This is a genomic window from Veillonella parvula, assembly GCF_032575955.1.
GTDB classification, from domain to species: domain Bacteria; phylum Bacillota; class Negativicutes; order Veillonellales; family Veillonellaceae; genus Veillonella; species Veillonella parvula_J.
The window spans coordinates 51,031-74,240 of the sequence record NZ_JAWFXN010000005.1 but is presented as its reverse complement, the minus strand read 5'-3'; the positions used below and the strand labels follow the sequence as shown (position 1 = coordinate 74,240).

Here is a 23,210-nt window from a genome sequence, read left to right as displayed (position 1 = left end):
TATACTAAAGTGAGAAAAATAAAAGTCTGCGAATCGCACTTCGCAGACTGCATTTAATTTTTTCTATTTGATACGATGTATTTTACCATGATTGAGAAAAAATATCTATATGAAATATTGACTTTGCTATATCTCTATTTATAGATTACAATTAGTATATTAATTATATCTAAAAATATCAATGTGTTTATTGGAGATGGGAGAATTATATGAAATATTTACTAAAAGGTTTTGTGTTAGCTGCAATAGTAGTAATCGGGACAGCTACGATTTCATCTGTAGAAGCAATTAGTTCTGATGAGGCTGTTCAAAGCGCCTTAGCACGTGTGCCGGGTGCAACAGTTGCAAATGTAACTGAATTCAATCGTGATTATGAGAATGGCCGTTTAGAGTATGAAGGTGAAATACATTATAACGGTTATGAATATGATTTTGAAATTGATACAGATACTGGGACCTTTACTAAATGGGAAGTAGAGCAAGCGGCTTATTAATAGATTGTTACAATTATTTATAGCAAATTAGTGAACTCTAAACTGTATTATCATTAAGCCATGTTATATGTAGTATTCTCATATGTGGCAACAAAAAAAGAACAGCTCGTGAAAAGCTGTTCTTTTTTGTATTGTTACCAGTTCTTAGAAGAAGAAGTGGTGAATTTCATGGATGAAATGTTGACCGAAGAAGGAGATACAACCATGCATAACGATGAATACAATAAAGTATTTGAATGCGCTGTTCATGATAACGCTTGCTTCGATTTCATGTTCTAGTTTATGAGCTTCTTCAGCACTGATTTCTTTGTGGTTTTCTAGGTATGCTTTTAAAGCAGGTCCTACGGCACCAATAGAAATCGCGATGGATTGTGGGGACAACATTTTGCCGATACCAGCTGCACCGGAGTTAACTGCTGCCAACCAGAAGCCAAGGTCTTCGAAGTTTGTAGGATCTAAACCTTGAGCTGCAGCGATTTGAAGTGGACCAAACAATACGTTGGAGTTTGTACCAGAACCAGTTAAGAATGCACCCAACGCACCCACGATAGGAGCGAATAGAGGATACAATGTACCTGTACCAGCAACCATTGCTTTTGCAATGTCTGCAGTCATACCAGAGTAAGTCATCAATTTAGCTGTCATAACAACTGTGATGATTGTAAGGTATGTGAATTTCAAGTTTTTAACTGTGCTACCCAATGTACCGAAGATTTCGCCAGCTTTTGCTTTTTGGATGAAACCACCAACAATACCAGCGATAAAAATCATAATACCAGGAGTTGCAATCCATACGAATGTGTAAGGTTTTGCACCAGCACCTTGATAAATAGGTACAGATGTTTTAATGGACGCAAGAGGACCATTAATTGCAGGGAACAATTTAGAAGTTAATAACAATAATACGAAGATTAAGATGAATGGCATTGCAGCTACAAGGCCTTCGCCACCAGAAACTTTAGGGACTTCGCCAGTTTGTTTAACTGCGTATTTAGGATCATTAGGAGGCATGATTTTTGCACAACCAATGATAACTGCCATGATAACGATGGATGCAGAAATTACGGATAATTCTGGACCCATTACAGCGTTGATTACAGTTTCAGGAACTGCTAATGCTAAACCAGAAAGCAATGTTACAAGGAATACGCCTTTTAACGCTTTAATACCGCCACCAATAATCATAACAACAAAGAATGGAGCGATAAGGTTAAGCAAGAACAATTGTACGGAAATGAATGTACCTAAATGGCTTGGATCAAGGTTTGTTAAGGATGCCAATGTAGTTGTTGGAATCCCGATAGAACCAAATGTTGTTGGTACGGAGTTTGCAACGAGACATGCGATGATAGATTTAAGTGGGTCAAAACCTACGGCAACCATCATAGCTGCAGGAATTGCAACGGCAGTACCGAAGCCAGCCATACCTTCCATGAAGGCACCAAAGCCCCATGCAAGTAGTAATGCAAGTACACGAGTATCAGATGTTACAGAAGAAAGCATGGTTTTAATAGTTTCCATTGCTTTCGTATGTACTACCAAGTTATAAACGAAGATAGCAGCTGTAATAACTAATAGGATTGGCCAGATTGCCAATGCGGCACCTTCAAGGGCACCAGTGACCATAATAAATGGGTCAGCTTGGAATGCTGTAATAGCGATAATGAAAGAACCAATCGCAGCAACACTTGTTGCTTGCCATGCAGGTAATTTCAAGATGGATAACGCTACAATCAACCAAATGATTGGAGATAGCGCTAATAGAACGGTGATAGCACTCATTTCTAAGATCATCCTTTCAAGTAAAACAAAAATATATGCTCAACAGGACGACGTAGTTTAATCAATTTAATTGATGAATAAATCGCTATGATGTTAATTTGTAAAAGTTCAGTTAAAATAAAAGCTTACAATAAAATAACAGATATACTTATCATAAAAATTGATATAGTACATAAAATTTTTTAACCTCATAGCCTATGAGGTTAAAAACATAAGAGAGGGGACATAAACAGTGTTTATGTCCCCTTCTGTACTAACTACAAGTCCTTGTTAGGGCCATTACTAAGTTTAGGTATTAGTAGTTACCTTTGAACATTGTAGCAGGAGCTTCTGGTACATAATCGCCGAAGTAGGATTTGAAGTCTAGACCTAATTCATTGCAAAGGTCTTGAACTTCAAGCATTGTACCGTTAAGTACAGGGATGCCTTCAGCTTTAACTTTTTCAACGGATTCATGTTCTTTTTCGCCATGAGTATAGATACGATCTTGACCTTGAGCTTTAGGTGCTTCACGTAATTCTTGTAAGAATTGGGAGAAGTGTTTTTTGATTTCCGCAGGGTCACCGAAGAATTCAGGGTTGATAGCCATGAAGCCATGACAGATGTTGGATTTACCACCAACCATACATTTGTTGGAAGTACCACCTTGGGACAAGATAGAGGAGAACAACTCAGCAATCATGCCGTTACCATAACCTTTGTGACCGCCAAGAACTTCTGTAGCACCACCTAAAGGAAGGATACCGCCACCTTCATGACGGGAGATGTTGCCCAATACTTCAGCTGCATCAGTGGAAGGAACGCCGTCTTTATTAACAGCCCAGCCATCTGGAGTAGCTTTGCCCATTTTGTTGTACATTTCAAGTTTACCACGAGTTACTACTGTAGTGGAGCAATCGAAGAAGAAGTCAACTGGATCAGCTGGTACAGTCCAAGCGATAGGGTTAGAACCAAGCATAGCTTTACGAGCATATGTAGGAACCATGATTGCTTCGGAGTTTGTACAAGAGAAACCGATTAAGCCTTGGTCGGATGCCATTTTAGCATAGTAACCAGCGATACCGTAGTGGTTGGAGTTACGTACAGATACGATACCAACACCGGATTTTTTAGCTTTTTCGATAGCCATTTCCATAGCTTTATGACCCAATAATTGACCCATGCCGTCATGACCGTCGATAACTGCAGAAATTGGAGTTTCTTTTACGATTTCAGGTTTAGCGTCGATTTTAATCAAGCCATTAGTGATACCTTTATGGTAACGAACCATACGTTGCATACCATGGCTTTGAATACCGAACAAGTCAGAAGTCAAAAGTACGTCTTGGATGATGTCAGCTTCTTTTTCGGAGAAACCAAATTTTTGGAAAGCGTCCATGCTCAATTTTTTTAGTGTTTCATAAGGGAATAACACAGTGTTTTTTGCGTCTGCCATCGTTAAAACCTCTTTTCAGAAAATATGTACCTGATATAGCTACTTCACATTAGATAACCATGAATTCAAAATGATTTCTTGTGAGTTCTATATCCTCTCAAATGACACTGTCAGTATAGCACAGAAACAAGTGAGATTGAATAGTCTTACAGTCTGAACGACATTACTAAATACGCATACGTACCGGTGATTTTTGTCACATAATCTATACGACACTATTAAAATGTCTGATTATACCTAAAACTATATGGTTATGACTTTTAGTAATGATTACATGATTTTTTTGAAGAATTTTGGTATTTTTATAGAACTTATTAGTATATCTGTTTAGGCATTGGACAAGAATGATAATGGATAGATATCGATAAAACTTGAAATGTTTAACTATATATATCAAAATAAATGATGAGGTCATAAATGTAATGTGATAATTGAATGCATTGATATACATAAAATAATCAATTCTAAAACCTTTTTAATTCAGAATATGTGCAAAAGGTTATACTTATACGAGTCATACTATAATATAATATAAATATACATCCTATAGTTTATACAATTTATAAGCGAGGTGCTTATCATGAAAGAATATAAATCTGTATGCCCTTACGATTGTCCTGATGCATGCGGACTCATTGTATCAGTCGATAATAATAAAGTAATATCTGTTCGAGGGGATAGAGCACATGCTTTCACAAGAGGTACACTATGCCCTAAGATGGCACATTATGAAAAAGTAATCCATTCTCCGTTGCGCTTGAAGTACCCTATGAAGCGTGTCGGTAAAAAGGGAATTGGTGAAGCTCAGTACACTCGTATTAGTTGGGATGAAGCCCTTGATGCAATTGTCAATAATTTCAAAGAAACTATTGATACTTATGGCAGTGAAAGTATTTTGCGTTACTCTTATGCAGGAACAATGGGGGTTATTCAGAGTCCTGCAGCAGATTATTTTTTTCGCCGTATTGGTGCTACAGACCAAGATCGAGGTATTTGCTCTCCTGCTAAACAAGCGGGGTTCCGGTCCGTTTATGGTGAAACATTAGGTATTAAACCACAAGAGGCGCAACATAGTGATTGTATTGTCTTGTGGGGGATAAATGCGACAGCTACAGATGTTCATATTTTACACGATGTGAACATAGCAAAAAAGAATGGTACCCGCGTTTGGATTATCGATACTCATAAAACCTATACTTTTAGCCAAGCTCATGAGCATATTTACGTTAAACCAGGTAGTGATGGAGCGCTAGCATTAGGTATGCTCCATATCATTCATCGTGACGGTTTGGCGGATACAGATTTTATTAAGGAACATGTCCAAGGCTACGATGAGCTGGTAAAAGAGGTGTTGCTTAATTTTACGCCGGAGAAAGCATCTGATATTTGTGGTGTTTCCGTGGATCGTATGACTGAGTTCGCTCATGCTTACGCTACATCAAAAGCGCCGTTTATCCGTCTCGGCAGTGGTTTGTCTCGATATGGTAATGGTGCTATGACATGCCGTGCTATTAATGCCTTGCCTGCTGTGGTTGGAGCATGGCAATATCCTGGGGGTGGATTGTTGTCGAGTGCTAGTGGTAGTAAATTTATTGGCAAAGATGTGATGCAACAGGCTCATGTTCATGCGCCAGCTAAACGATTGATGCCTATGATTAAACTTGGGGAGATGCTTACAAATTCCGAAGGAGTTGGCGTTCATAGCTTATATGTGTTTTCCTCAAATCCTGCTATTACAGCACCTAATCAAAATGTGGTTCGTAAAGGTTTGATGCGTAATGACTTATTCACAATTGTGCATGAGCGTTTTTTTACGGATACCTGTAAATATGCGGATATTATTTTGCCGGCCACAACATCTGTAGAGCATGATGATATTTATAATTCTTATGGTCATTACACAATTGGTACGGGTTACAAATTGATTGATCCAGTTGGGGAGTCTCGTTCCAATTGGCAAGTTATCGCCGAGTTAGCAAAACGTATGGGGTTGGAGGATGCATTCTTTAACCTTAGTGAAAGAGAGCTTATTGAACAAATTGTGCACACTTCGAGTCGTATATCCAAGAGTGACCAAGATTTGATTCTAACAGGTGAGCCTGTGGAGATGACGGTACCTGAAAGTTATAAGATGGATTTCAAAACACCGTCTGGAAAAATTGAATTATATAATCCGCAGGATGTAGAACCATTAATTCGGTATATGCCTCCTTATGGTGACAATGCACCGTTTTGGCTCATAATTGGCAATGATATTCGGATATTGGACTCCAGTTTCTGTGAATTAGAGTTTGATGATCCTGAGTTGATGAAACTTCGCATTCATCCTGAAGATGCAAAAATTTATAATATAAGTGATGGGTCTGAGGTAGAAATTTATAACGATCGTGGCAGTGTAAAAATTAAAGCATACCACGATGATGAAGTACAGAGAGGGACATTGGTAACACTAGGTGTATGGTGGCAATCTCAATCGAGTGATCCTCACGTGGCAATTAATGCGCTTACCGCAGCTCGTCCCACAGATCAAGGGTGGGGTAGTACCTTCTATGATGTGCAAGTTCATATAAGAAACTTTTCATAGATAATAGTTTATTACCATATGATGAACGAATATGTATAAGATGTGTGATGTCACATGCTTTTACAGCTATATTTAAAAATTAAATTCTTTTACTTATGGGAATAACATTATACGGATATAGAATAGTGAGGATATTTTTCTTGTATACTCTAGCCCCTTTAGATTATAATAGTAATATTATTTTTATATAACCTAAAGGGGGTTACATTTATGAATGGTAACGACAATCTGTCGACCCGTGCTTATCTGGCTATAGGCATGATGTTATTTGCCCTATTCTTTGGGGCAGGGAACTTGATCTTCCCAGCGGCCTTAGGTCAACAAGCTGGTGATAATGTAGGTTGGGCTTTGCTTGGCTTTGTGTTAACTGGTGTAGGACTTCCACTCTTAGGTGTTGCAGCAATGGGCTATTCTTCCTGTAAAGATGTTGAAGAACTAGCAAGCCGTGTTCATCCGATTTATGGCTTGTTGTATACTATTTCTCTTTACTTGAGTATTGGACCAATGTTTGCGACGCCGCGTACTGGTACTGTAGCTTATGAAATCGCAATTAAACCTTTTGCTGAAGGTTTAAGCATGAATATGGAACCAATTTTCTTGGCATTATTCTTTGGTATTTCTTTGTGGTTATCTATTAGTCCACAAAAACTTGTTAACCGTATCGGTAATATTTTGACACCAGCTTTACTTCTTGTAATTCTGTTGTTGATTGTTAAATCTTTTATTACTCCACTTGGTGGGTATGCGGCACCACAACCGGCATATGGTGATGCACCAACGGCTGTGTTACAAGGCTTCTTAGATGGCTACAATACAATGGATGCCTTAGCTTCCGTAGTATTTGCTATTCTTGTAATCGATTTTGTACGCCTCAGTGGTGCTACATCTCGTGCTGTGATTACAAAAACAGTAATGGAGGTAGGTGCAATTGCGGTAGGCCTTCTTGGTATCGTGTATGTATTTATCGCTAATATTGGTGCTACAAGTGTTGAACGCTTTGGTTTGTTCGAGACAGGGGCTCCTGTATTGTCCGTAAGTGCTAACTATTTGTTTGGTGAGTTCGGTCAAATCATCTTGGCTATCATCGTGCTGCTAGCTTGCTTGTCTACAAGTATTGGTCTTATCACTTCTTGCGGTACGTATTTCCACAAGCTGACTCCAAAGATTAGTTACAAATTATATGTAGTAATTTTCTCTCTAGCGGCCTTTGGCCTTAGTATGTTTGGCTTGAAAACAATCATCAGTGCAGCAATCCCTGTGTTGATGCTCTTGTATCCGTTGACTATCGTAATCATTTTGTTGGCACTTCTTCATAATGTGTTCGGTGGTCGTCGTTGCGTATATGCATGGACTGTAGCGTTCACAATGATCTCTGCTCTTATGACTGGTCTTGAGACTGCAGGTATTGCACCTATAGCTTTGGAACAGCTCTTTGCTCAATATATTCCATTCCAAAGTGCTGGTATGGGCTGGGTAAGCTTTGCGGTATTAGGCTTTGTTGTGGGTCTTATCCATAAAGGTCTTGCTTCCGATAATAAGTAATAAAGATAAAGGCTCTATGCTTTCATTTTGTGAGAGTATAGAGCCTTTTTATGTTTTGATTGTTGTCATATAAAATTGATTTTGTGTGTAGAAGTTTCTATAATAAGGATAAATAAGGATATAAATGATAAAAGAAGGAAGGAAATTTTATGCGTAGTACTCATTGTTTACCTAGTTATAGTTTTGGAGGTCATGATGTATTTGACGCTATTCCAAAGTTTACAAAATTATATGGCAAGTCTGTAGCTATCATCGGTGGCGAAACAGCTCTTTCTAAAGCTTTGCCACACATTCGTCCAGTGCTTGATAAAGCGGGGATTAAGGTGCTAGATATTATCCACTTTGGTGGAGAGTGTACTTTTGCTCGAGGCAAGGAAATTGCACAAATGGCATCTGTAAAAGATGCGGACTTTTTGTTTGCTGTTGGTGGTGGTAAGGCCATGGATACGGTAAAAGTAGTAGCTATAGAGTTAGATGATAAACCATTCTTTACAATTCCAACCATTGCGTCTACTTGTGCGGCAACGTCAGAAGTGGCAGCTGTATACACGGCAGATCATACTTTTGATGACGTAGCTTTTGTAAATCATCCTCCTGTGCACTGCTTTATTGATGCTGATATTCTCGTAGAAGCACCAAGCCGTTACTTGTGGGCAGGAATGGGAGATACTATTGCAAAACACTATGAAACTCATCTTTCTGCTCGCAGTCGCGAGCAAGACTATAATACTCAGTTAGGCCTTACTCTAGCTTCTATGTGTAGTGAACCAATTTTAGCACATGGTATACAAGCCTATAAAGATAGTCAAGCTAATAAACGTAGTGATGCCTTTGATACCATTGCTATGACTGTTATCTTTACTACCGGTGTTGTATCAGGTTGTGTTCCTATGGCATATAATAGCAACATGGCTCATGCTGTATGTTATGGCTGTGTTACTAATAAAGAAACAGAAGAAAATCATTTGCATGGTGAAATAGTAGCTTATGGCTTACTTATTTTGTTAACCGTTGACCAACAAATGGATGAGTTACAACGGTGGTTGCCAGTATATCGCGAATTAGGTTGGCCTACTAAACTTTCACAATTAGATCTTACTGCATCGCATATTCCTCGAATTGTTGAAAAGGCTACATCTGTTCATGATATTGATGTATCTCCATATAAAATTACAGCAGATATGTTGACTAAGGCTATTCAATATATGGAATCTCTTGATTAATATGGTTTGTAACTATTTGTGTATGTTATGTGATGAGGTTATAAATGCAAGAAATTGTAAAGGGTGGCTTATATCGTCATTTTAAAGGCATGTACTATTACGTGTTAGATGTTGCAACTCATTCGGAAACGAGTGAACAGTTCGTGGTATATCAAAAATTATATGATCAACGTGACTTATATGTACGACCACTAGATATGTTTTTGAGTGATGTGGACCATGAAAAATATCCAGATGTAAAACAAAAAGAACGGTTTAAGTTAATGAGTGGACGTGATTAGGAGGGGCCGTGGAGCAGAAGTTTTTCTTTTTCGATATTGATAATACTTTAGCTGTATGGCCTGAAGGTAAAATCCCTGAAAGTGCTCAATACAGTTTAGATGAGTTAAAGCGTCGTGGTCACCGTGTAGCCTTAGCAACTGGTCGTATTCAAGTGGATGCTAAGCGTTTTGCAGAGCAAGCGGGCCTTACTGATTTTGTAGCAGATGGTGGTCACAGTATCACTGTTAATAATGAATTGGTATCTATGATAGGTATGGATCGTGATGCATGTATTAAATATTTAGAGTATTTAGAATCACATAATATTCCTTGGGCCGTAACTGACCGCAATAAACTCGGTCGTATTACGCCGTATAAGGAAATTTTAGAGTGGCATCCCAATTGGGATGTGTTTAAAACAACTGTAGACCCTAATTTTGATTTTCATAGTGTTGAAGAATTTTATAAGATTTATGTGTTTTTCAAGGAAGGAGAGGAAGAGGAGAAGGATATCGAGCATATGACACATAAGCTCATTCGTTATGGTGATGGCTGTGTTCTATATGAGCCTATGGAAAAGGCGTTGGGTATTCGTAATATGCTTGAACACTTTGGAATGAAGCCAAATCAAGCTGTTGTATTTGGTGATGGGTATAATGATTTGTCTATGTTTAGACCTGAGTGGTTAAATATTGCTATGGGTAATGCGCGCCCTGAATTAAAAGCAAAGGCTGATTATATTACTACAGACTGTGATAAAGATGGCATTTATAATGCGTGTAAGCATTTTAAATGGATCGATTAATTATTGATAATTCCTCTAAGTTAGGTGAAGCTTATATGAAGATTTATTTTTGTAGCTGTGGCTACAGAATTGGTGTAGTATAGTTAGTATAATGCGCTTAGTTCAATATTCATGTGTTAAAAGGAGAAGAGAAGATATGAACAATAAACGCAGATTATTTTCAACTTTACTTTGTGTAGCAGCATTGACAGCAGGTTTATTTGTTTCTGGTTGCGGCAGTGATAAAGCGGGTGGCATTGGCTCCGTAGTCTCCTCCGTAGTTGATGGCGGTAGCGATGAGAAAGCAGCTGCTAAGCTTAATACCCTTATTGATGCAACAAATCGCTTCAATGGTGACAATGCTACTTGGGGTCAAAACTATGCAGACAGTTTGGCTAAATTAAAAGGTGGTTTCCAAGAAGGTGCTATTGGCCGTCAACCTCACTATGATACTTTAAAAGAAGCTTTGGAACAATCTAAAAAAGAGGGTTCTACGTTCAAAGAAGTTGATACAGAACGCGATAATGTATTAAATGTTCTTAATGAATTAGTACCAACATTCAAAGATTTGAAAGCTTATGATGATTCTAAAGCCTACATGAACGATGGTGGTGCTAAAGGTAAAGAACTAGCAGCTAAATACGTAGCACAAGTAGAAAAATTTGATGCAGCTTATGCGAAGTTCAATGATGCTCTTAACAAAGCTAACACCGAACAAACTAAGAAACAAATCGAAAAATTGAAAAAAGACGGTAAAAAAGGCTATGCTGCAGCAATGGAATCTACGCTTCGCTTGACTACTCTTGTAGAAAATGTAGAAAAATCTCCTAAGAATGCAGATAAACAAGCTGTAGAAAAAGAACTTAATGAAATTCAAACATTGCTTAAGAGCATAAATAATGATCGTGGAGAAGTGCTTGTTAACTCTTATAACTCTGTAGTTGGTTCTGTTCGTCAAGTACTTAACGATGCAAATGAAAACAACCTTAACGACATGATTGAGAATTTCAATAATTATATTGAGTCTTATAACAATACAACTCCAGATCAATTTGACTCTAAATAATCGAATTAACTACGTGATTATTTGAGGATTACAAAAACAGAGCTCCTTTGAAGCTCTGTTTTTTGTTGTTATATTATTTTTTTATATTTTTAATTTCAATAGTGCCATAATATGATATACTAAAAAAGAGCCGCTCATGGGTTGAGCGGCTTTTCTATGTAAATTTTAAATCTACATTTTAGTTAAATATAATATTAGTATTTTGGGGGACATATGAACTGGAAACGCTTGGCTTTATGCGCAATGTTGGGGATTACAGTGCTTGGTACAACTGCATGCGGTACAAACAGTGGTGAACAACCACAAGGTAATACCGTGAAAGCAGAAACTGTAGCTATGCCCAATTTTACAAACGCACCAATTGCTGATGAATATGCTATCTTTGATACAAACTATGGTCAATTTAAGGTTCGTTTGTTAGGGTCTAAAGCACCGATTACGGTCAAAAATTTTGATTATCTCGTGAAAAAAGGCTTCTATAATGGTGTGACATTTCACCGTGTTATCGAAGGCTTTATGATTCAAGGTGGGGATCCTGATGGCACAGGTGCTGGTGGCCCAGGCTATACAATTCCTGATGAATTCTCCAATGATTTACACTTCAATAAAATGGGCGTTCTAGCCATGGCTAACCGTGGCCCTAATACAGGAGGTTCTCAATTTTTCATTACCTTGGGACCTACGGATTGGTTAGATAATAAACACACCATCTTTGGTACTGTAGTACAAGGTATGGATGTAGTTGAAAAAATCGGCAAAGTTAAAACCGGCCGCAATGATAAGCCAGTAGAACCAGTAATCATCAATACCATTACATTGGAACCAATCACTGATGATGCGAAAAATGGGAAATAAGAAAAGTACTTCTCAAGAGTCTCTTTCTGTTGAATGCGCATCTACACAAGAGGTACAAGGTATAATTGTAGATTGCGATACAATCTTGAATGATGCAAGTGTTCAAGGCGATGAATCAAAAAAAATGCACTATATTTATTTAGTGCGTTGCTCTGATGATTCTTTGTATTGTGGATGGACTACAGATCTTAAACGTCGAATAGATGCTCACAATGGACATATCTTAGGCGGTGCAAAGTATACGCGAGGACGTCGCCCTGTGACCTTGGTATATGCTGAAAGCTTTCACCAAAAACAAGAAGCACAACGCAGGGAATATGCTATTAAACGGATGACGAAGACTAAGAAATTGAGACTCATTAAGGGTGCAAAATAGTCCTTGATTATGGTATAATATGATGATTAATTACTACCACGGAGGTTGAAAATGAAGCGGGTTCTAGTGTCCGTAAAGAGTGTACAACGAGATATGGATGGCAAGGATACCGTAGTGGAACTGATTTCCCCAGGTACGTCACATGAAAAAGGTAATGCTCAATATGTGCGTTATGAAGAATCTAGTGTGACTGGATTGGATGGGGTTAAGACGACCATTAAAATCCATGATGATTCTATCGTATTGCTCCGAACAGGGGCGGTCAATATGCGTCATCAATACGTCCGTGGTGAAGAACGCGAAGCCGTATATGAAACACCATATGGTGATTTACATATGGCCGTAAATACTCATGAATTAACAGTAGACTTTCACGATGGCGTAGGTCATGTTCATTTAGGATATGATATTTCCGTCGAAGGTGAATGGCAATTTTATAATCAGTTAGATATAGACGTGCGGGAGGATATAGAGCATGGACATGAAGGAAATCCTGAAATTGGGGATTGAACAGGCATTACAAGATACGATTAACAGTGGTGATTTGCCGGCTGGGGAATATCCAGAAATCGTTCTCGAAGTGCCACCTCAAAAGGAATTCGGTGATTTTTCTACAAACATCGCTATGCAATCCGCTCGTGTAGCTCGTCAAAATCCTCGAGCTATTGCTGAAACTTTGATTAGTCATATGAATTTTGATTGGCTTGAACGTGCTGAGGTTGCCGGCGCAGGTTTTATTAATTTCTTTTTGAAATCCGATATGGTGTACGATACGTTGAAAGCCATTTTGAATGCTGGCACTGAGTATGGTGTTCAACCATTGCGTGCGCGCGATACGATTCAAGTAGAGTACGTAAGCGCAAACCCAACAGGTCCATTGCATGTTGGTCATGGCCGTGGTGCTGCGTATGGCAGTGCTCTTGTAAACTTGTTGCGTGCAGCGGGTTACAATGTACAATCTGAATACTATATCAATGATGCAGGTAATCAAATCGACAACATGGCGATTTCCATTGAGTACCGCTTTCAAGAATTGCAAGGTGCTACATTAGTATTCCCACCTAAACGCAATGAAGACGGCTCTATGCCTGAGTTCGATATTCCAGAAGGGGCGTTAGTGTTCCCTGAAAATGGCTATCGTGGCCCAGATATTATTGAAACAGCAAAAGCGATTGCTGAACGTGAAGGCTTTGATAAATTAAATGCCATGAACGAAGCAGATCGTATAGCCTTGTTTAAGGAAGAGGGCTTAAAAGAAAAATTAGCTCGCTTAGAGGAAACATTAAGAAACTTCCGCGTTACTTTTGATAATTGGTTCTCTGAACGTACAGTTCATGAATCGGATGAAATTCATCATTCTGTAGAGGCTTTGAAGGCCCTTGGTAAAGTTTATGAAAAAGATGGTGCATTGTGGTTAAAATCCACTGACTACGGTGATGATAAAGACCGTGTAGTTATTCGTGATAATGGGGTTCCTACGTATTTAGCGGCAGATATTGCATATCATCGCAATAAATATGATCGTGGTTTCAAAGAAATGATTGATATCTGGGGCGCTGACCATCATGGCTATGTATGTCGTGTAAAAGCGGCTATGGCGGCGTTTGGTTATGATCCTGATAAATTAACAGTATTGTTATTACAAATGGTAGCATTGTTCCGTGACGGACAACTTGTTAAATTGTCTAAACGTAGTGGCGATAGTGTTACATTAGATGAATTGATCGAAGAGGTTGGCGTAGATGCGTCTCGCTATTTCTTCTTGATGCGTTCCTTGGATAGCCAACTTGATTTCGATATTAACTTGGCAAAATCTCGTAGTAATGACAACCCAGTGTATTATATCCAATATGCTCATGCTCGTATTCACAGCATTTACAACCAAGTGCGTGAAGCTGGCATTGCATTTGGCGATTATAGTGAAACTGATTTCACAACGCTTACAAGTGAAATGGAATTAGAATTAATTAAGAAATTAGCTGAATATCCGGAAGAGGTCGTTCAAGCTGCTGAACATCGTGCACCTCATCGTATTGCTCGGTACTTATACGATTTGGCAAGCATGTTCCATTCGTTCTACCGTCAAGGTCGTATCATTGGTGTAGATCCAGCATTACAACAAGCTCGTCTTGGATTAATTACAGCGATTGCCCTCGTTCTTCGTCAAGGCTTGGGTATTTTAGGTATTTCCGCTCCGGAAAAAATGTAATAGGTGGGAGGCATCATGGCAACTAAGTATATTTTCGTAACTGGCGGCGTTGTTTCTTCTCTTGGGAAGGGAATTACAGCAGCATCTTTGGGTCGTTTACTAAAAAACCGTGGTTTCAATGTAACGATTCAAAAATTTGACCCATACATTAATATCGATCCGGGTACGATGAGCCCTTACCAACATGGTGAAGTATTTGTAACAGATGATGGCGCCGAAACTGACCTTGATTTGGGTCATTATGAACGCTTTATCGATATTAACCTTAGTAAACGTTCCAATATTACAGCTGGTAAAGTATATTGGTCTGTAATCAATAAAGAGCGCAAAGGTGATTACCTAGGTAGCACTGTACAAGTAATTCCACATATTACAAATGAAATTAAACAAAATGTTTACCGTGTAGGTAAAGAGGATAATGCTGATGTAGTTATTACAGAAATTGGTGGTACCGTAGGTGATATTGAAAGCTTGCCATTTATGGAAGCCATTCGCCAAGTGAAAAAAGAAGTAGGTCGTAACGACGTACTTTACATTCACGTTACATTAGTGCCTTACATCAATGCCGCAGGCGAGTTGAAAACAAAACCTACACAACATAGTGTAAAAGAATTGCGCAGCATTGGTATTCAACCAGATATTTTGGTATGCCGTAGTGAAAAACATATCTCTGATGATATGAAAGAAAAACTTGCTTTATTCTGCGACGTAGAACCTGAAGCAGTTATTGAAAATCAAACTTGTAGCTCCATCTATGAAGTGCCATTGATGATGCAAGATCAAGGCCTTGACGATATTGTTATCAAAAAATTAGGCCTTGAAGATCGTCCTTGCGATATGACTGCATGGAAAGAAATGGTTCATAAGATCTTGAATCCTAATAAAGATATTACAGTTGCTATCGTTGGTAAATATGTAGCGTTGCATGATGCGTATTTATCCGTAGTTGAAGCTCTAGATCATGCTGGTATTGCTACGGGTACTAAAGTGAATATTCGTTGGATTGACTCTGAAGAACTTGATGATACATCTGTAGATCCTAAAGAGGTATTTGAAGGTGTTGAAGGTATCATCGTACCTGGTGGATTTGGGTCTCGTGGTGTAGAAGGTAAAATTCGTACAATCCAATATGCTCGTGAAAACAATATTCCATATCTCGGCCTATGCCTTGGCATGCAATCTGCAGTTATGGAATTTGCTCGTAACGTATGTGGCATGGAAGGAGCAACCTCTAGCGAATTCGACGAAAATGCTAAGTACAAAGTAATTGACTTGATGAGTGATCAAGTTGATGTAGATAAAAAAGGCGGTACAATGCGTTTAGGTATCTATCCATGCAAAGTGGAAGCCGGTACGAAAACTCACGAGGCTTATGGAGAAGATTTGATTTATGAACGTCATCGCCATCGCTATGAGTTCAACAATGAATATCGTCAACAATTGACTGATGCAGGCCTCGTAATTTCTGGTACATCTCCAGATGGCCGTCTCGTTGAAAGTATTGAAGTAAAAAATCATCCATTCTTCATTGGTACACAAGCACATCCAGAACTTAAATCTCGTCCAAATAATGCACATCCATTATTCCGTGGTTTCGTAGATGCAATCTTAGAACTAAAAAAATAGATTAAAGCGATGGAATCTATTTTATCTATTATAGGTTTATTTATATTAGCTGCACTCAAACTAGAGCAGTTTGTATATGGTAAATCGGGAAAAGAACAATCTACAACTGGTCACATAGCACGGAGAGGGCTTGCTAATATAGCGGGTTTAATAGCTTTTGATCACGCTACTGTGAACAGTAAGTCTGTTGTAGTACGTAAAAAGAAGAAAGATGCTCAGAAATGAGCATTTTTCTTCTTTTTTTTGCCTACATCGAAAATGTTGAAAAAATATATCGATAAATTTAAAAATAACGCTTGCAATATTGAATGATATTTGTTATTATATAGACAAAGATAGATATAGATATGGTGTTAAGTACACCAATGTAAATATATTCGTTACATATGGAACTCAAATAAGGAGGACATAACATGTCTATTATTGGTAAACAACTTCCTGAATTTACACTTGATGCTTTCAAAAAACCTGAATTGGTAAAAGTTAGCACTGCAGACGTGTTGGGTAAATGGTCTGTATTCGTATTCTATCCAGCAGACTTCACATTCGTATGCCCTACTGAGTTGGAAGACGTACAAAATTCTTATGCAGAGTTGAAAGAATTGGGTTGCGAAGTTTACTCCGTATCTTGTGACTCCGAATTCGTTCACAAAGCATGGTCTGATGCTTCTCCAAGCATTAATAAAATCGAGTACTACATGTTGGCTGACAAAAAACATGAATTGGCTGATTTCTTCGATGTATTCCAAGAAGAATCTGCTATGGCTTACCGTGGTACATTCGTAGTAGATCCAGAAGGCTTCGTGCGTACAGCAGAAATTCATGATATGGGTATCGGCCGTTCCGCTGAAGAATTAGTTCGCAAAGTACAAGCTGCTCAATTTGTAGCTAAACATGGTGATCAAGTGTGCCCTGCACGTTGGAAACCAGGTAAAGATACTTTGAAACCAGGTCTTGATCTTGTAGGTAAAATCTAATTAAGAAACTTATACTTAAATGCTAGAGTAATCTAGACAACTCCTCAAATGACATAAACACGGGCGCGCATCGTTTTCCTGACGATACGGTAAGTCCCAATACCAGATGAACCCTCTCCAATTCATCATGGTAAACCTCATATAACAAACTACAAACTATACGCAAAAGGACTGGCCTTCGGGCTGGTCCTTTTGTGTTATAAGATTATCCTTACTTCGTTGTGTTGCGAATTAACAAAAGTATTATAACTTGAGCTTTCTACGAGGCAAGTTATTAAGTTAAAATATAGGATAAACTCAATAAATATAGAATGAGTAAATATCCCTTTATAAAAGTAGGAAATAAGTTCTTGCATTTTTATAGTGAGTGGTCTATAATGAAATTAATTCCTATTAATATGAAAGGTTTTATAAATATAATATAAGTACTTTATAATATGGGGTGTGTTTAACACTAACGTTTACAAAGAAAGGCAAAATATATGAGGATTTCCACAAAAGGTCGGTATGCATTGATGGTCCTCATCGATTTGGCAGAGCAAGGTCAAGATAAACCTGTCTCCTTGCGATCTGTGGCAGAACGACAAGGCATATCTGAAAAATACCTAGAAGGTATCGTAGCTCGTTTAGGCGCTGCAAAACTAGTGGATAGTATCCGCGGTAAGTATGGCGGCTATCGCTTATCTAAAAGTCCTAAAGAATATACAATTATTGAAATTTTGCTTGCTACAGAGGAATCTATGGCTATCATCTCTACCCTTGATGAAGGGGTGAGTACTGATACAGTGATCAACGAACGGACTGTTGGTTTCTGGGCAGGATTACAAAACTATATTCATGATTATTTAGAAAACGTAACCCTTCAAGATGTAATCGATGGGACCTATGCTAAACTTGATACAAAATATAATAATTGGGATGGTTCTATTTAATAAGGAGTGACCACTATGTCTAAAATTGCAAAATCTTTTGTTGAATTAATCGGTAAAACACCATTATTAGCTGCTACACGTTTTGGTAAAAAATATGGTGCAAACGCTAATATTTTCGCAAAATTGGAATACTTCAACCCAGGCGGTTCCGTAAAAGACCGTATCGCAGCAGCAATCATTCAAGCTGCAGTTGAATCTGGTGAATTACAACCAGGCGGCACAATCGTAGAAGCTACATCTGGTAATACTGGTATTGGCTTGTCTGCTGTAGGTGCTGCGCTTGGTTATAAAGTTGTAATCGTAATGCCTGAAACGATGTCCATTGAACGCCGTAAATTAATGCTTGGTTATGGCGCGCAACTCGTATTGACTGACGGTTCTCTTGGCATGAAAGGCGCTATTGCAAAAGCTAAGGAAATCGTAACGGCTACAGCCGGTGCTATTGAAGCAGGTCAGTTCGTAAATCAAGCTAATCCAGCAATTCATTACAGAACAACTGGACCTGAAATCTGGCAAGATACTGATGGTACTGTAGATATCTACGTGTCTGGTGTTGGTACAGGCGGTACGTTGACAGGTGCAGGTCGCTACTTGAAAGAACAAAACCCTGATGTACATGTGGTTGCCGTAGAACCAGCAGATTCTCCTGTATTGTCTAATGGTAAACCAGGCCCTCATAAAATCCAAGGCTTAGGTGCTGGCTTCATTCCAGATACATTGGATACTAACATTTACGATGAAGTAATCCAAGTTTCTAACGAGGATGCTTTTGCTACATCTCAAGCTTTCGGTCACACAGAAGGCGTATTGGTAGGTATTTCCTCTGGTGCTGCGCTTTGGGCGGCTCAAGAATTGGCAAAACGCCCTGAAAATAAAGGTAAAAATATTGTAGTAATTCTCCCTGATACAGGCGAACGCTACTTATCTACAGCATTGTTCCCTGAAGTTTAATCGCCTATCATGGTGAAAGCATAATAATTGCTTTTACCTGGCTCAAACACATAGATGCCCCCTGTATTTTACAGGGGGCATCCTTTTTTGATTGAATTCTTTTATTATTATAATAGGGTGATGTACTGATTAAATAATGGTGCAGATTATTCATAGTCGGAGAGGGACTTTCACAATAACATTTATAATTGAATACACAAGAAAATTTATAATTGTATATGAAAAAGGAACTACTAGGTAGCTCCTTTAGTATTTTGGTATGTATTTAATTGTGATTATCTACCGTTTTTAACGATATTATCCATCCAGTTGAATAATTCTTCTAAATCGTAGTCACCAGAGTGATCTACATTAAATGGTGTTGCCATATCTACTCTGTACCCAAGGTTTTGAGCACGTGTACCTACGATTAAAGGAATTGCAACAGATGTATTACTGTCGGCTGTGCCATAACGAATACGATAGAATCGTGCATTTGTCGCAGCAGGAGAACCAAGATAGTTCATTGGGTTCATCATAGTAACGATCTTAGCATTTTCTACGTATACATCTTGGTTAGCTGTTGAATCGTGTAATGCAGCAGTAATGGTAAAGTGATTATTATCTGTAGTACTTGTACCAAATAGATTGTTTTCACCTGTATCATTAGCACGAGAGTCAAAGGCACCAGGCGCTTTTGAGCGACTTACAAAGTGGTTATATGCTTCCCAGTTTATGTCTTTGATAGTTCCTGTTTTATTATCTCGTACAAGGTATGTATGCTTGGATAAATCAGTACCTTTAGCTGCTGCTTTATTAGCGGCAGCAACAATAAATTCTTTTACATAATTTTTGAAAGTACCGTTACCGTTCTTGTCAAGTTTTAGTACACGACCTAGAGAGTCACGTAATTGTAAGTTATTTACGTAATCAGGGAAGTGTTCGCTGAGCATTTTAGAGTATGATAGATCGTCTGCATTCAAGTTTACACGTTGCATCGTGCGTTGTGGTGGAGCAGAGTTGCCACCTACATTAGCTTGTGGTAATTCGCCTTGGCCCATAGTTACTTTGTTAAAGGATGTGATACCATTATAGCTCCATTCGTAAGCCATATCAGCCGCATCAAGGTTAGTGATAGGGGCATACGCAGATACTGCGTATACATTAGTTGCCGCTGTAGCTGCACCTAATGCTTGTAAATATGGTTGGAAGTCGGAACTGTTACCAGTTGCACCTTGTAACAAGGATACACCACCGCCTGCACTTGTACCATTTGTGATAATGCGGTTTGCATTACCTGGCATAGCGGAATCGTTAGCGTGTAAGTAGGCTGTAGCCGCTTGTAAGTCAACGATTACTGCCGGGGCCTTACCGATGAAGTTGCCATCGGAAGCTTTATTGGTACGACCACGAGTAGATGGGGAAGCTACTACATAACCACGGGATAATGCGTAAAGAACACTGTTAGGTTTTCCATTTTCCACCTTAGGCGTCATAGCTTGGCTCGGCATGTAACCACCTACTGCATTTGGCATGAAGATAGGGGCTGTTTGGGTATTGTAACCATTGATTGTACCGTTGTTGAAATATTCCTCTGGTACATAAATGTTCATGTATTGCTGATCTATGTCGATTGGATTAGCCACGTAAGGGATATACTCGAAGGCGCGATATTTAATTTCCTTATTATCTACTGTGGTAGACATGGATTCATAATTTTTCGCGTCGAAAGCAAGACTAATCTTTGCAGACGCATCAGCTTGCAATGGGGGTTCAATTGGTTGGGAGAGAATATTTTTCTCTTCTGTAACAGTAGAGCCCTTTGTGGAAGCTTCATTACGAGCGTTTACATAAGATTGCGGTAATTTACTTTCTTGAACCTGTTTAGTCTCTGCGTCAGATTTAGCTTTTGCTTCGGCTTCAGATTGAGCTTTAGCCTTAGCCTCGGCTTCAGCCTGAGCTTTAGCAGCAGCATCTACTTCTGCTTTAGCTTTTGCCTCTGCTTCAGCTTGCGCTTTAGCAGCAGCGTCTGCTTCTGCTTTAGCTTTTGCCTCTGCTTCAGCCCGAGCTTTAGCTGCAGCGTCTGCTTCTGCTTTAGCTTTTGCCTCTGCTTCAGCCTGAGCTTTAGCTGCAGCTGCCGCTTCTTCTTTTGCTAGTTGTTCAGCAGCTAAACGTTCTTGTTCTTCTTGGATCACAGCTTGTCTTGCAAGTTCCGCTTGTTTAGCAGCAATACGTTCTTGCTCCGCTTTTATAGCGGCTTCGCGTTCAGCTTTAGCTTTCTCGGCCGCGATACGCTCTTGTTCCGCTTTTATAGCAGCTTCGCGTTCAGCTTTAGCTTTTTCGGCCGCGATACGTTCTTGTTCTGCTCTAATAGCGGCTTGGCGTTGCGCTTCAGCTTGCTGAGCGGCGATACGTTCTTGTTCAGCTTTAATAGCCGCTTGCCGTTCTGCTTCAGCTTTAGCGGCAGCTTCAGCACGTTGGCGAGCCGCTTCTTCAGCCGCTAAGCGTTCTTCTTCAGCCTGTTGAGCGAGGATGCGCTCACGTTCTGCTTTTAAAGCCGCTTGGCGTTGGGCTTCAGCTTGTTGAGCGGCGATACGATCTTGTTCAGCTTTAATAGCCGCTTGACGTTGCGCTTCGGCTTGTTGAGCAGCGATACGTTCTTGCTCTGCTTTAATAGCCGCTTGACGTTGCGCCTCGGCTTGTTGAGCAGTGATACGTTCTTGCTCGGCTCTAATAGCGGCTTGGCGTTCAGCCTCTGCTTGTTGAGCGGCGATACGTTCTTGCTCTGCTTTAATAGCCGCTTGACGTTGCGCCTCGGCTTGTTGAGCAGCGATGCGTTCTTGTTCTGCTTTAATAGCCGCTTGGCGTTGAGCTTCGGCTTGCTGAGCGGCAATACGTTCTTGTTCCGCTCTAATAGCCGCTTGGCGTTGAGCCTCAGCTTGTTGAGCGGCGATACGTTCTTGTTCCGCTCTAATAGCCGCTTGGCGTTGAGCTTCGGCTTGCTGAGCTGCGATACGTTCTTGTTCTGCTTTAATAGCCGCTTGGCGTTGAGCCTCAGCTTGTTGAGTTGCAATACGTTCTTGCTCTGCCTGTTGCTCGGCAATACGGCGTTGTTCCTCTTGGATACGAATGCGTTCTTGCTCTGCCGCTTGACGGCGTTCTTCTGCAATATGCGCTTGCTCAGCTTGTTGGGCCGCAAGACGTTCCTGCTCAGCACGTAAAGCCGCTTGGCGTTGAGCCTCGGCTTGTTGAGCTACCACACGTTCTTGTTCCGCTTGTAAAGTTGATTGCCGTTGGGCTTCAGCTTGTTTTTGAGCAAGTTGTTGTTGATCAGCTTGTGATAAATTTTCTTGTTGGGATGCTTCTTCAGCGGCTAGTTGAGCTAGACGCTCACGCTCAGCTCGTTGAATATCTCGAATTGTAAGTCTCTGTTTTGCTACCACGGCTTTTGTTACTGTAGTATTTGATACAGTTAATGGAGCTATGGATTCTTGTTGAATAACAACAGGTGTACGCTGTACTTGTGTAGTTTGTACTTGTTGCTTACCATCCACTGGTTTCTCTACAGTAACAGGTTCAGTTTTTCGTTGTACATTTATCAAACTGTGCATTGCTAATGTAGGTTCCATGACAGTTTTTGTATCTTTATTGACAACATACTGCGGTTGAGTTTGAACCTGTTGTTGAGATTGCATTGGTACTACTTGTTGCGGTACTGCTTGCAATGGTGTAACTTGTTGAGTTTGTACAGGGCTAACCGTTGCTGGTTGCATCACGTAGGATGGTTGAGGTTGTGCCATCGGTGGTGTTTGTTGTTGTACAACGGTGGCCGGTTGTGGTGTAGCTGGTAAGACTGGCTGAGTTGCCATTGGTTTCACGACTGGAGTTGCTACACTTGTAGGACTCTGTGTCGTTGATTCAGCACTGGTACTCGTACCTACTAAATCATTCATGTTAAGTGTAGGCTCTGCATGGGCAACACCACCCAGTGCAGCTGCAGCAAGAAATGCAGCAGTAACCTTACAATTTTTGGATGATTTCATGAATTAGCTCTCCGAACTAGATTTCTAATAATAATTTATAATTTTAAAGTTTATTAATATTTATATAGTTTAACATAAATCGATGTAATTG

19 protein-coding genes are annotated in these 23,210 nt (G+C 39.5%); 16 read left to right on the top strand and 3 right to left on the bottom strand.

Features of this window, described 5'->3' with window-relative positions:
* The first annotated feature begins 233 nt into the window (after positions 1–233).
* Positions 234–494: a PepSY domain-containing protein gene (locus tag E7L28_RS06360; RefSeq protein ID WP_316708913.1), complete on the top strand. Its 261-nt coding sequence runs from the start codon at positions 234–236 to the stop codon at positions 492–494.
* Positions 495–638: 144 nt separating this feature from the next.
* Here E7L28_RS06360 and E7L28_RS06355 read toward each other — a convergent pair whose 3' ends face one another.
* A complete protein-coding gene (locus E7L28_RS06355; protein ID WP_008602367.1) occupies positions 639–2,276 on the bottom strand; it encodes an L-lactate permease in 1,638 nt (545 codons plus the stop codon).
* Positions 2,277–2,571: 295 nt separating this feature from the next.
* Positions 2,572–3,711 (bottom strand): Ldh family oxidoreductase, encoded by a 1,140-nt coding sequence (locus E7L28_RS06350; protein ID WP_004698291.1) that lies wholly within the window; start codon positions 3,709–3,711, stop codon positions 2,572–2,574.
* Positions 3,712–4,291: 580 nt separating this feature from the next.
* Here E7L28_RS06350 and E7L28_RS06345 point away from each other — a divergent pair.
* The 15 genes from E7L28_RS06345 (at position 4,292) to cysK (ending at position 19,097) form a co-directional block, all read left to right on the top strand.
* Positions 4,292–6,295, top strand: coding sequence for a molybdopterin-containing oxidoreductase family protein (locus tag E7L28_RS06345; RefSeq protein WP_316692179.1), 2,004 nt, complete (start codon positions 4,292–4,294; stop codon positions 6,293–6,295).
* A 210-nt stretch (positions 6,296–6,505) separates the two neighbouring features.
* Positions 6,506–7,837, top strand: coding sequence for a branched-chain amino acid transport system II carrier protein (gene brnQ, locus E7L28_RS06340; protein WP_008602374.1), 1,332 nt, complete (start codon positions 6,506–6,508; stop codon positions 7,835–7,837).
* Between the two features lie 149 nt (positions 7,838–7,986).
* The gene (locus E7L28_RS06335) at positions 7,987–9,060 is read left to right on the top strand and encodes an iron-containing alcohol dehydrogenase family protein (RefSeq protein ID WP_008602376.1); all 1,074 of its coding nucleotides are present in this window, start codon (positions 7,987–7,989) and stop codon (positions 9,058–9,060) included.
* Between the two features lie 44 nt (positions 9,061–9,104).
* On the top strand, positions 9,105–9,341 hold the full coding sequence (locus E7L28_RS06330; RefSeq protein ID WP_004698254.1) for a DUF1653 domain-containing protein: 237 nt from the start codon (positions 9,105–9,107) through the stop codon (positions 9,339–9,341).
* 8 nt (positions 9,342–9,349) lie between these two features.
* The gene (locus tag E7L28_RS06325; RefSeq protein ID WP_004695003.1) at positions 9,350–10,126 is read left to right on the top strand and encodes an HAD family hydrolase; all 777 of its coding nucleotides are present in this window, start codon (positions 9,350–9,352) and stop codon (positions 10,124–10,126) included.
* A gap of 136 nt (positions 10,127–10,262) precedes the next feature.
* Positions 10,263–11,171: a DUF3829 domain-containing protein gene (locus E7L28_RS06320; protein ID WP_024061364.1), complete on the top strand. Its 909-nt coding sequence runs from the start codon at positions 10,263–10,265 to the stop codon at positions 11,169–11,171.
* A gap of 213 nt (positions 11,172–11,384) precedes the next feature.
* Positions 11,385–12,026, top strand: coding sequence for a peptidylprolyl isomerase (locus tag E7L28_RS06315; protein WP_004695007.1), 642 nt, complete (start codon positions 11,385–11,387; stop codon positions 12,024–12,026).
* A 124-nt stretch (positions 12,027–12,150) separates the two neighbouring features.
* The gene (locus tag E7L28_RS06310) at positions 12,151–12,402 is read left to right on the top strand and encodes a GIY-YIG nuclease family protein (protein ID WP_060919148.1); all 252 of its coding nucleotides are present in this window, start codon (positions 12,151–12,153) and stop codon (positions 12,400–12,402) included.
* 51 nt (positions 12,403–12,453) lie between these two features.
* A complete protein-coding gene (locus E7L28_RS06305) occupies positions 12,454–12,912 on the top strand; it encodes a YwiB family protein (protein WP_004695011.1) in 459 nt (152 codons plus the stop codon).
* On the top strand, positions 12,878–14,611 hold the full coding sequence (gene argS / locus E7L28_RS06300) for an arginine--tRNA ligase (protein ID WP_024061367.1): 1,734 nt from the start codon (positions 12,878–12,880) through the stop codon (positions 14,609–14,611). The genes E7L28_RS06305 and argS overlap by 35 nt, the downstream gene beginning before the upstream one ends.
* A 15-nt stretch (positions 14,612–14,626) precedes the next feature.
* On the top strand, positions 14,627–16,237 hold the full coding sequence (locus tag E7L28_RS06295) for a CTP synthase (RefSeq protein WP_004695015.1): 1,611 nt from the start codon (positions 14,627–14,629) through the stop codon (positions 16,235–16,237).
* A gap of 9 nt (positions 16,238–16,246) precedes the next feature.
* Positions 16,247–16,462, top strand: a complete 216-nt coding sequence (locus E7L28_RS06290; protein ID WP_060919048.1) for a hypothetical protein — start codon at positions 16,247–16,249, stop codon at positions 16,460–16,462.
* Positions 16,463–16,650: 188 nt separating this feature from the next.
* Entirely contained in the window at positions 16,651–17,214 is a 564-nt protein-coding gene (gene ahpC / locus E7L28_RS06285; RefSeq protein ID WP_004695016.1) for an alkyl hydroperoxide reductase subunit C, read from the top strand.
* A 482-nt stretch (positions 17,215–17,696) separates the two neighbouring features.
* Positions 17,697–18,146, top strand: coding sequence for an RrF2 family transcriptional regulator (locus tag E7L28_RS06280; protein ID WP_316603829.1), 450 nt, complete (start codon positions 17,697–17,699; stop codon positions 18,144–18,146).
* 15 nt (positions 18,147–18,161) lie between these two features.
* On the top strand, positions 18,162–19,097 hold the full coding sequence (gene cysK / locus E7L28_RS06275) for a cysteine synthase A (RefSeq protein ID WP_012864824.1): 936 nt from the start codon (positions 18,162–18,164) through the stop codon (positions 19,095–19,097).
* A gap of 275 nt (positions 19,098–19,372) precedes the next feature.
* Here the strand turns inward: cysK and E7L28_RS06270 are convergent, their stop codons facing one another.
* Positions 19,373–23,119 carry a subtype B tannase gene (locus E7L28_RS06270; RefSeq protein WP_316692248.1) on the bottom strand — a complete coding sequence of 1,249 codons (3,747 nt, stop codon included), beginning with the start codon at positions 23,117–23,119 and terminating at the stop codon, positions 19,373–19,375.
* Positions 23,120–23,210 lie beyond the last annotated feature (91 nt).

Coding starts and splice junctions, on each gene's coding strand:
- E7L28_RS06315 (WP_004695007.1), top strand. CDS start 11,385: ATGAACTGGAAACGCTTGGCTTTATGCGCAATGTTGGGGATTACAGTG.
- E7L28_RS06330 (WP_004698254.1), top strand. CDS start 9,105: ATGCAAGAAATTGTAAAGGGTGGCTTATATCGTCATTTTAAAGGCATG.
- E7L28_RS06310 (WP_060919148.1), top strand. CDS start 12,151: ATGCACTATATTTATTTAGTGCGTTGCTCTGATGATTCTTTGTATTGT.
- E7L28_RS06355 (WP_008602367.1), bottom strand. CDS start 2,276: ATGAGTGCTATCACCGTTCTATTAGCGCTATCTCCAATCATTTGGTTG.
- cysK (WP_012864824.1), top strand. CDS start 18,162: ATGTCTAAAATTGCAAAATCTTTTGTTGAATTAATCGGTAAAACACCA.
- E7L28_RS06305 (WP_004695011.1), top strand. CDS start 12,454: ATGAAGCGGGTTCTAGTGTCCGTAAAGAGTGTACAACGAGATATGGAT.
- brnQ (WP_008602374.1), top strand. CDS start 6,506: ATGAATGGTAACGACAATCTGTCGACCCGTGCTTATCTGGCTATAGGC.
- E7L28_RS06270 (WP_316692248.1), bottom strand. CDS start 23,119: ATGAAATCATCCAAAAATTGTAAGGTTACTGCTGCATTTCTTGCTGCA.
- ahpC (WP_004695016.1), top strand. CDS start 16,651: ATGTCTATTATTGGTAAACAACTTCCTGAATTTACACTTGATGCTTTC.
- E7L28_RS06345 (WP_316692179.1), top strand. CDS start 4,292: ATGAAAGAATATAAATCTGTATGCCCTTACGATTGTCCTGATGCATGC.
- argS (WP_024061367.1), top strand. CDS start 12,878: ATGGACATGAAGGAAATCCTGAAATTGGGGATTGAACAGGCATTACAA.
- E7L28_RS06350 (WP_004698291.1), bottom strand. CDS start 3,711: ATGGCAGACGCAAAAAACACTGTGTTATTCCCTTATGAAACACTAAAA.
- E7L28_RS06335 (WP_008602376.1), top strand. CDS start 7,987: ATGCGTAGTACTCATTGTTTACCTAGTTATAGTTTTGGAGGTCATGAT.
- E7L28_RS06320 (WP_024061364.1), top strand. CDS start 10,263: ATGAACAATAAACGCAGATTATTTTCAACTTTACTTTGTGTAGCAGCA.
- E7L28_RS06290 (WP_060919048.1), top strand. CDS start 16,247: ATGGAATCTATTTTATCTATTATAGGTTTATTTATATTAGCTGCACTC.
- E7L28_RS06280 (WP_316603829.1), top strand. CDS start 17,697: ATGAGGATTTCCACAAAAGGTCGGTATGCATTGATGGTCCTCATCGAT.
- E7L28_RS06295 (WP_004695015.1), top strand. CDS start 14,627: ATGGCAACTAAGTATATTTTCGTAACTGGCGGCGTTGTTTCTTCTCTT.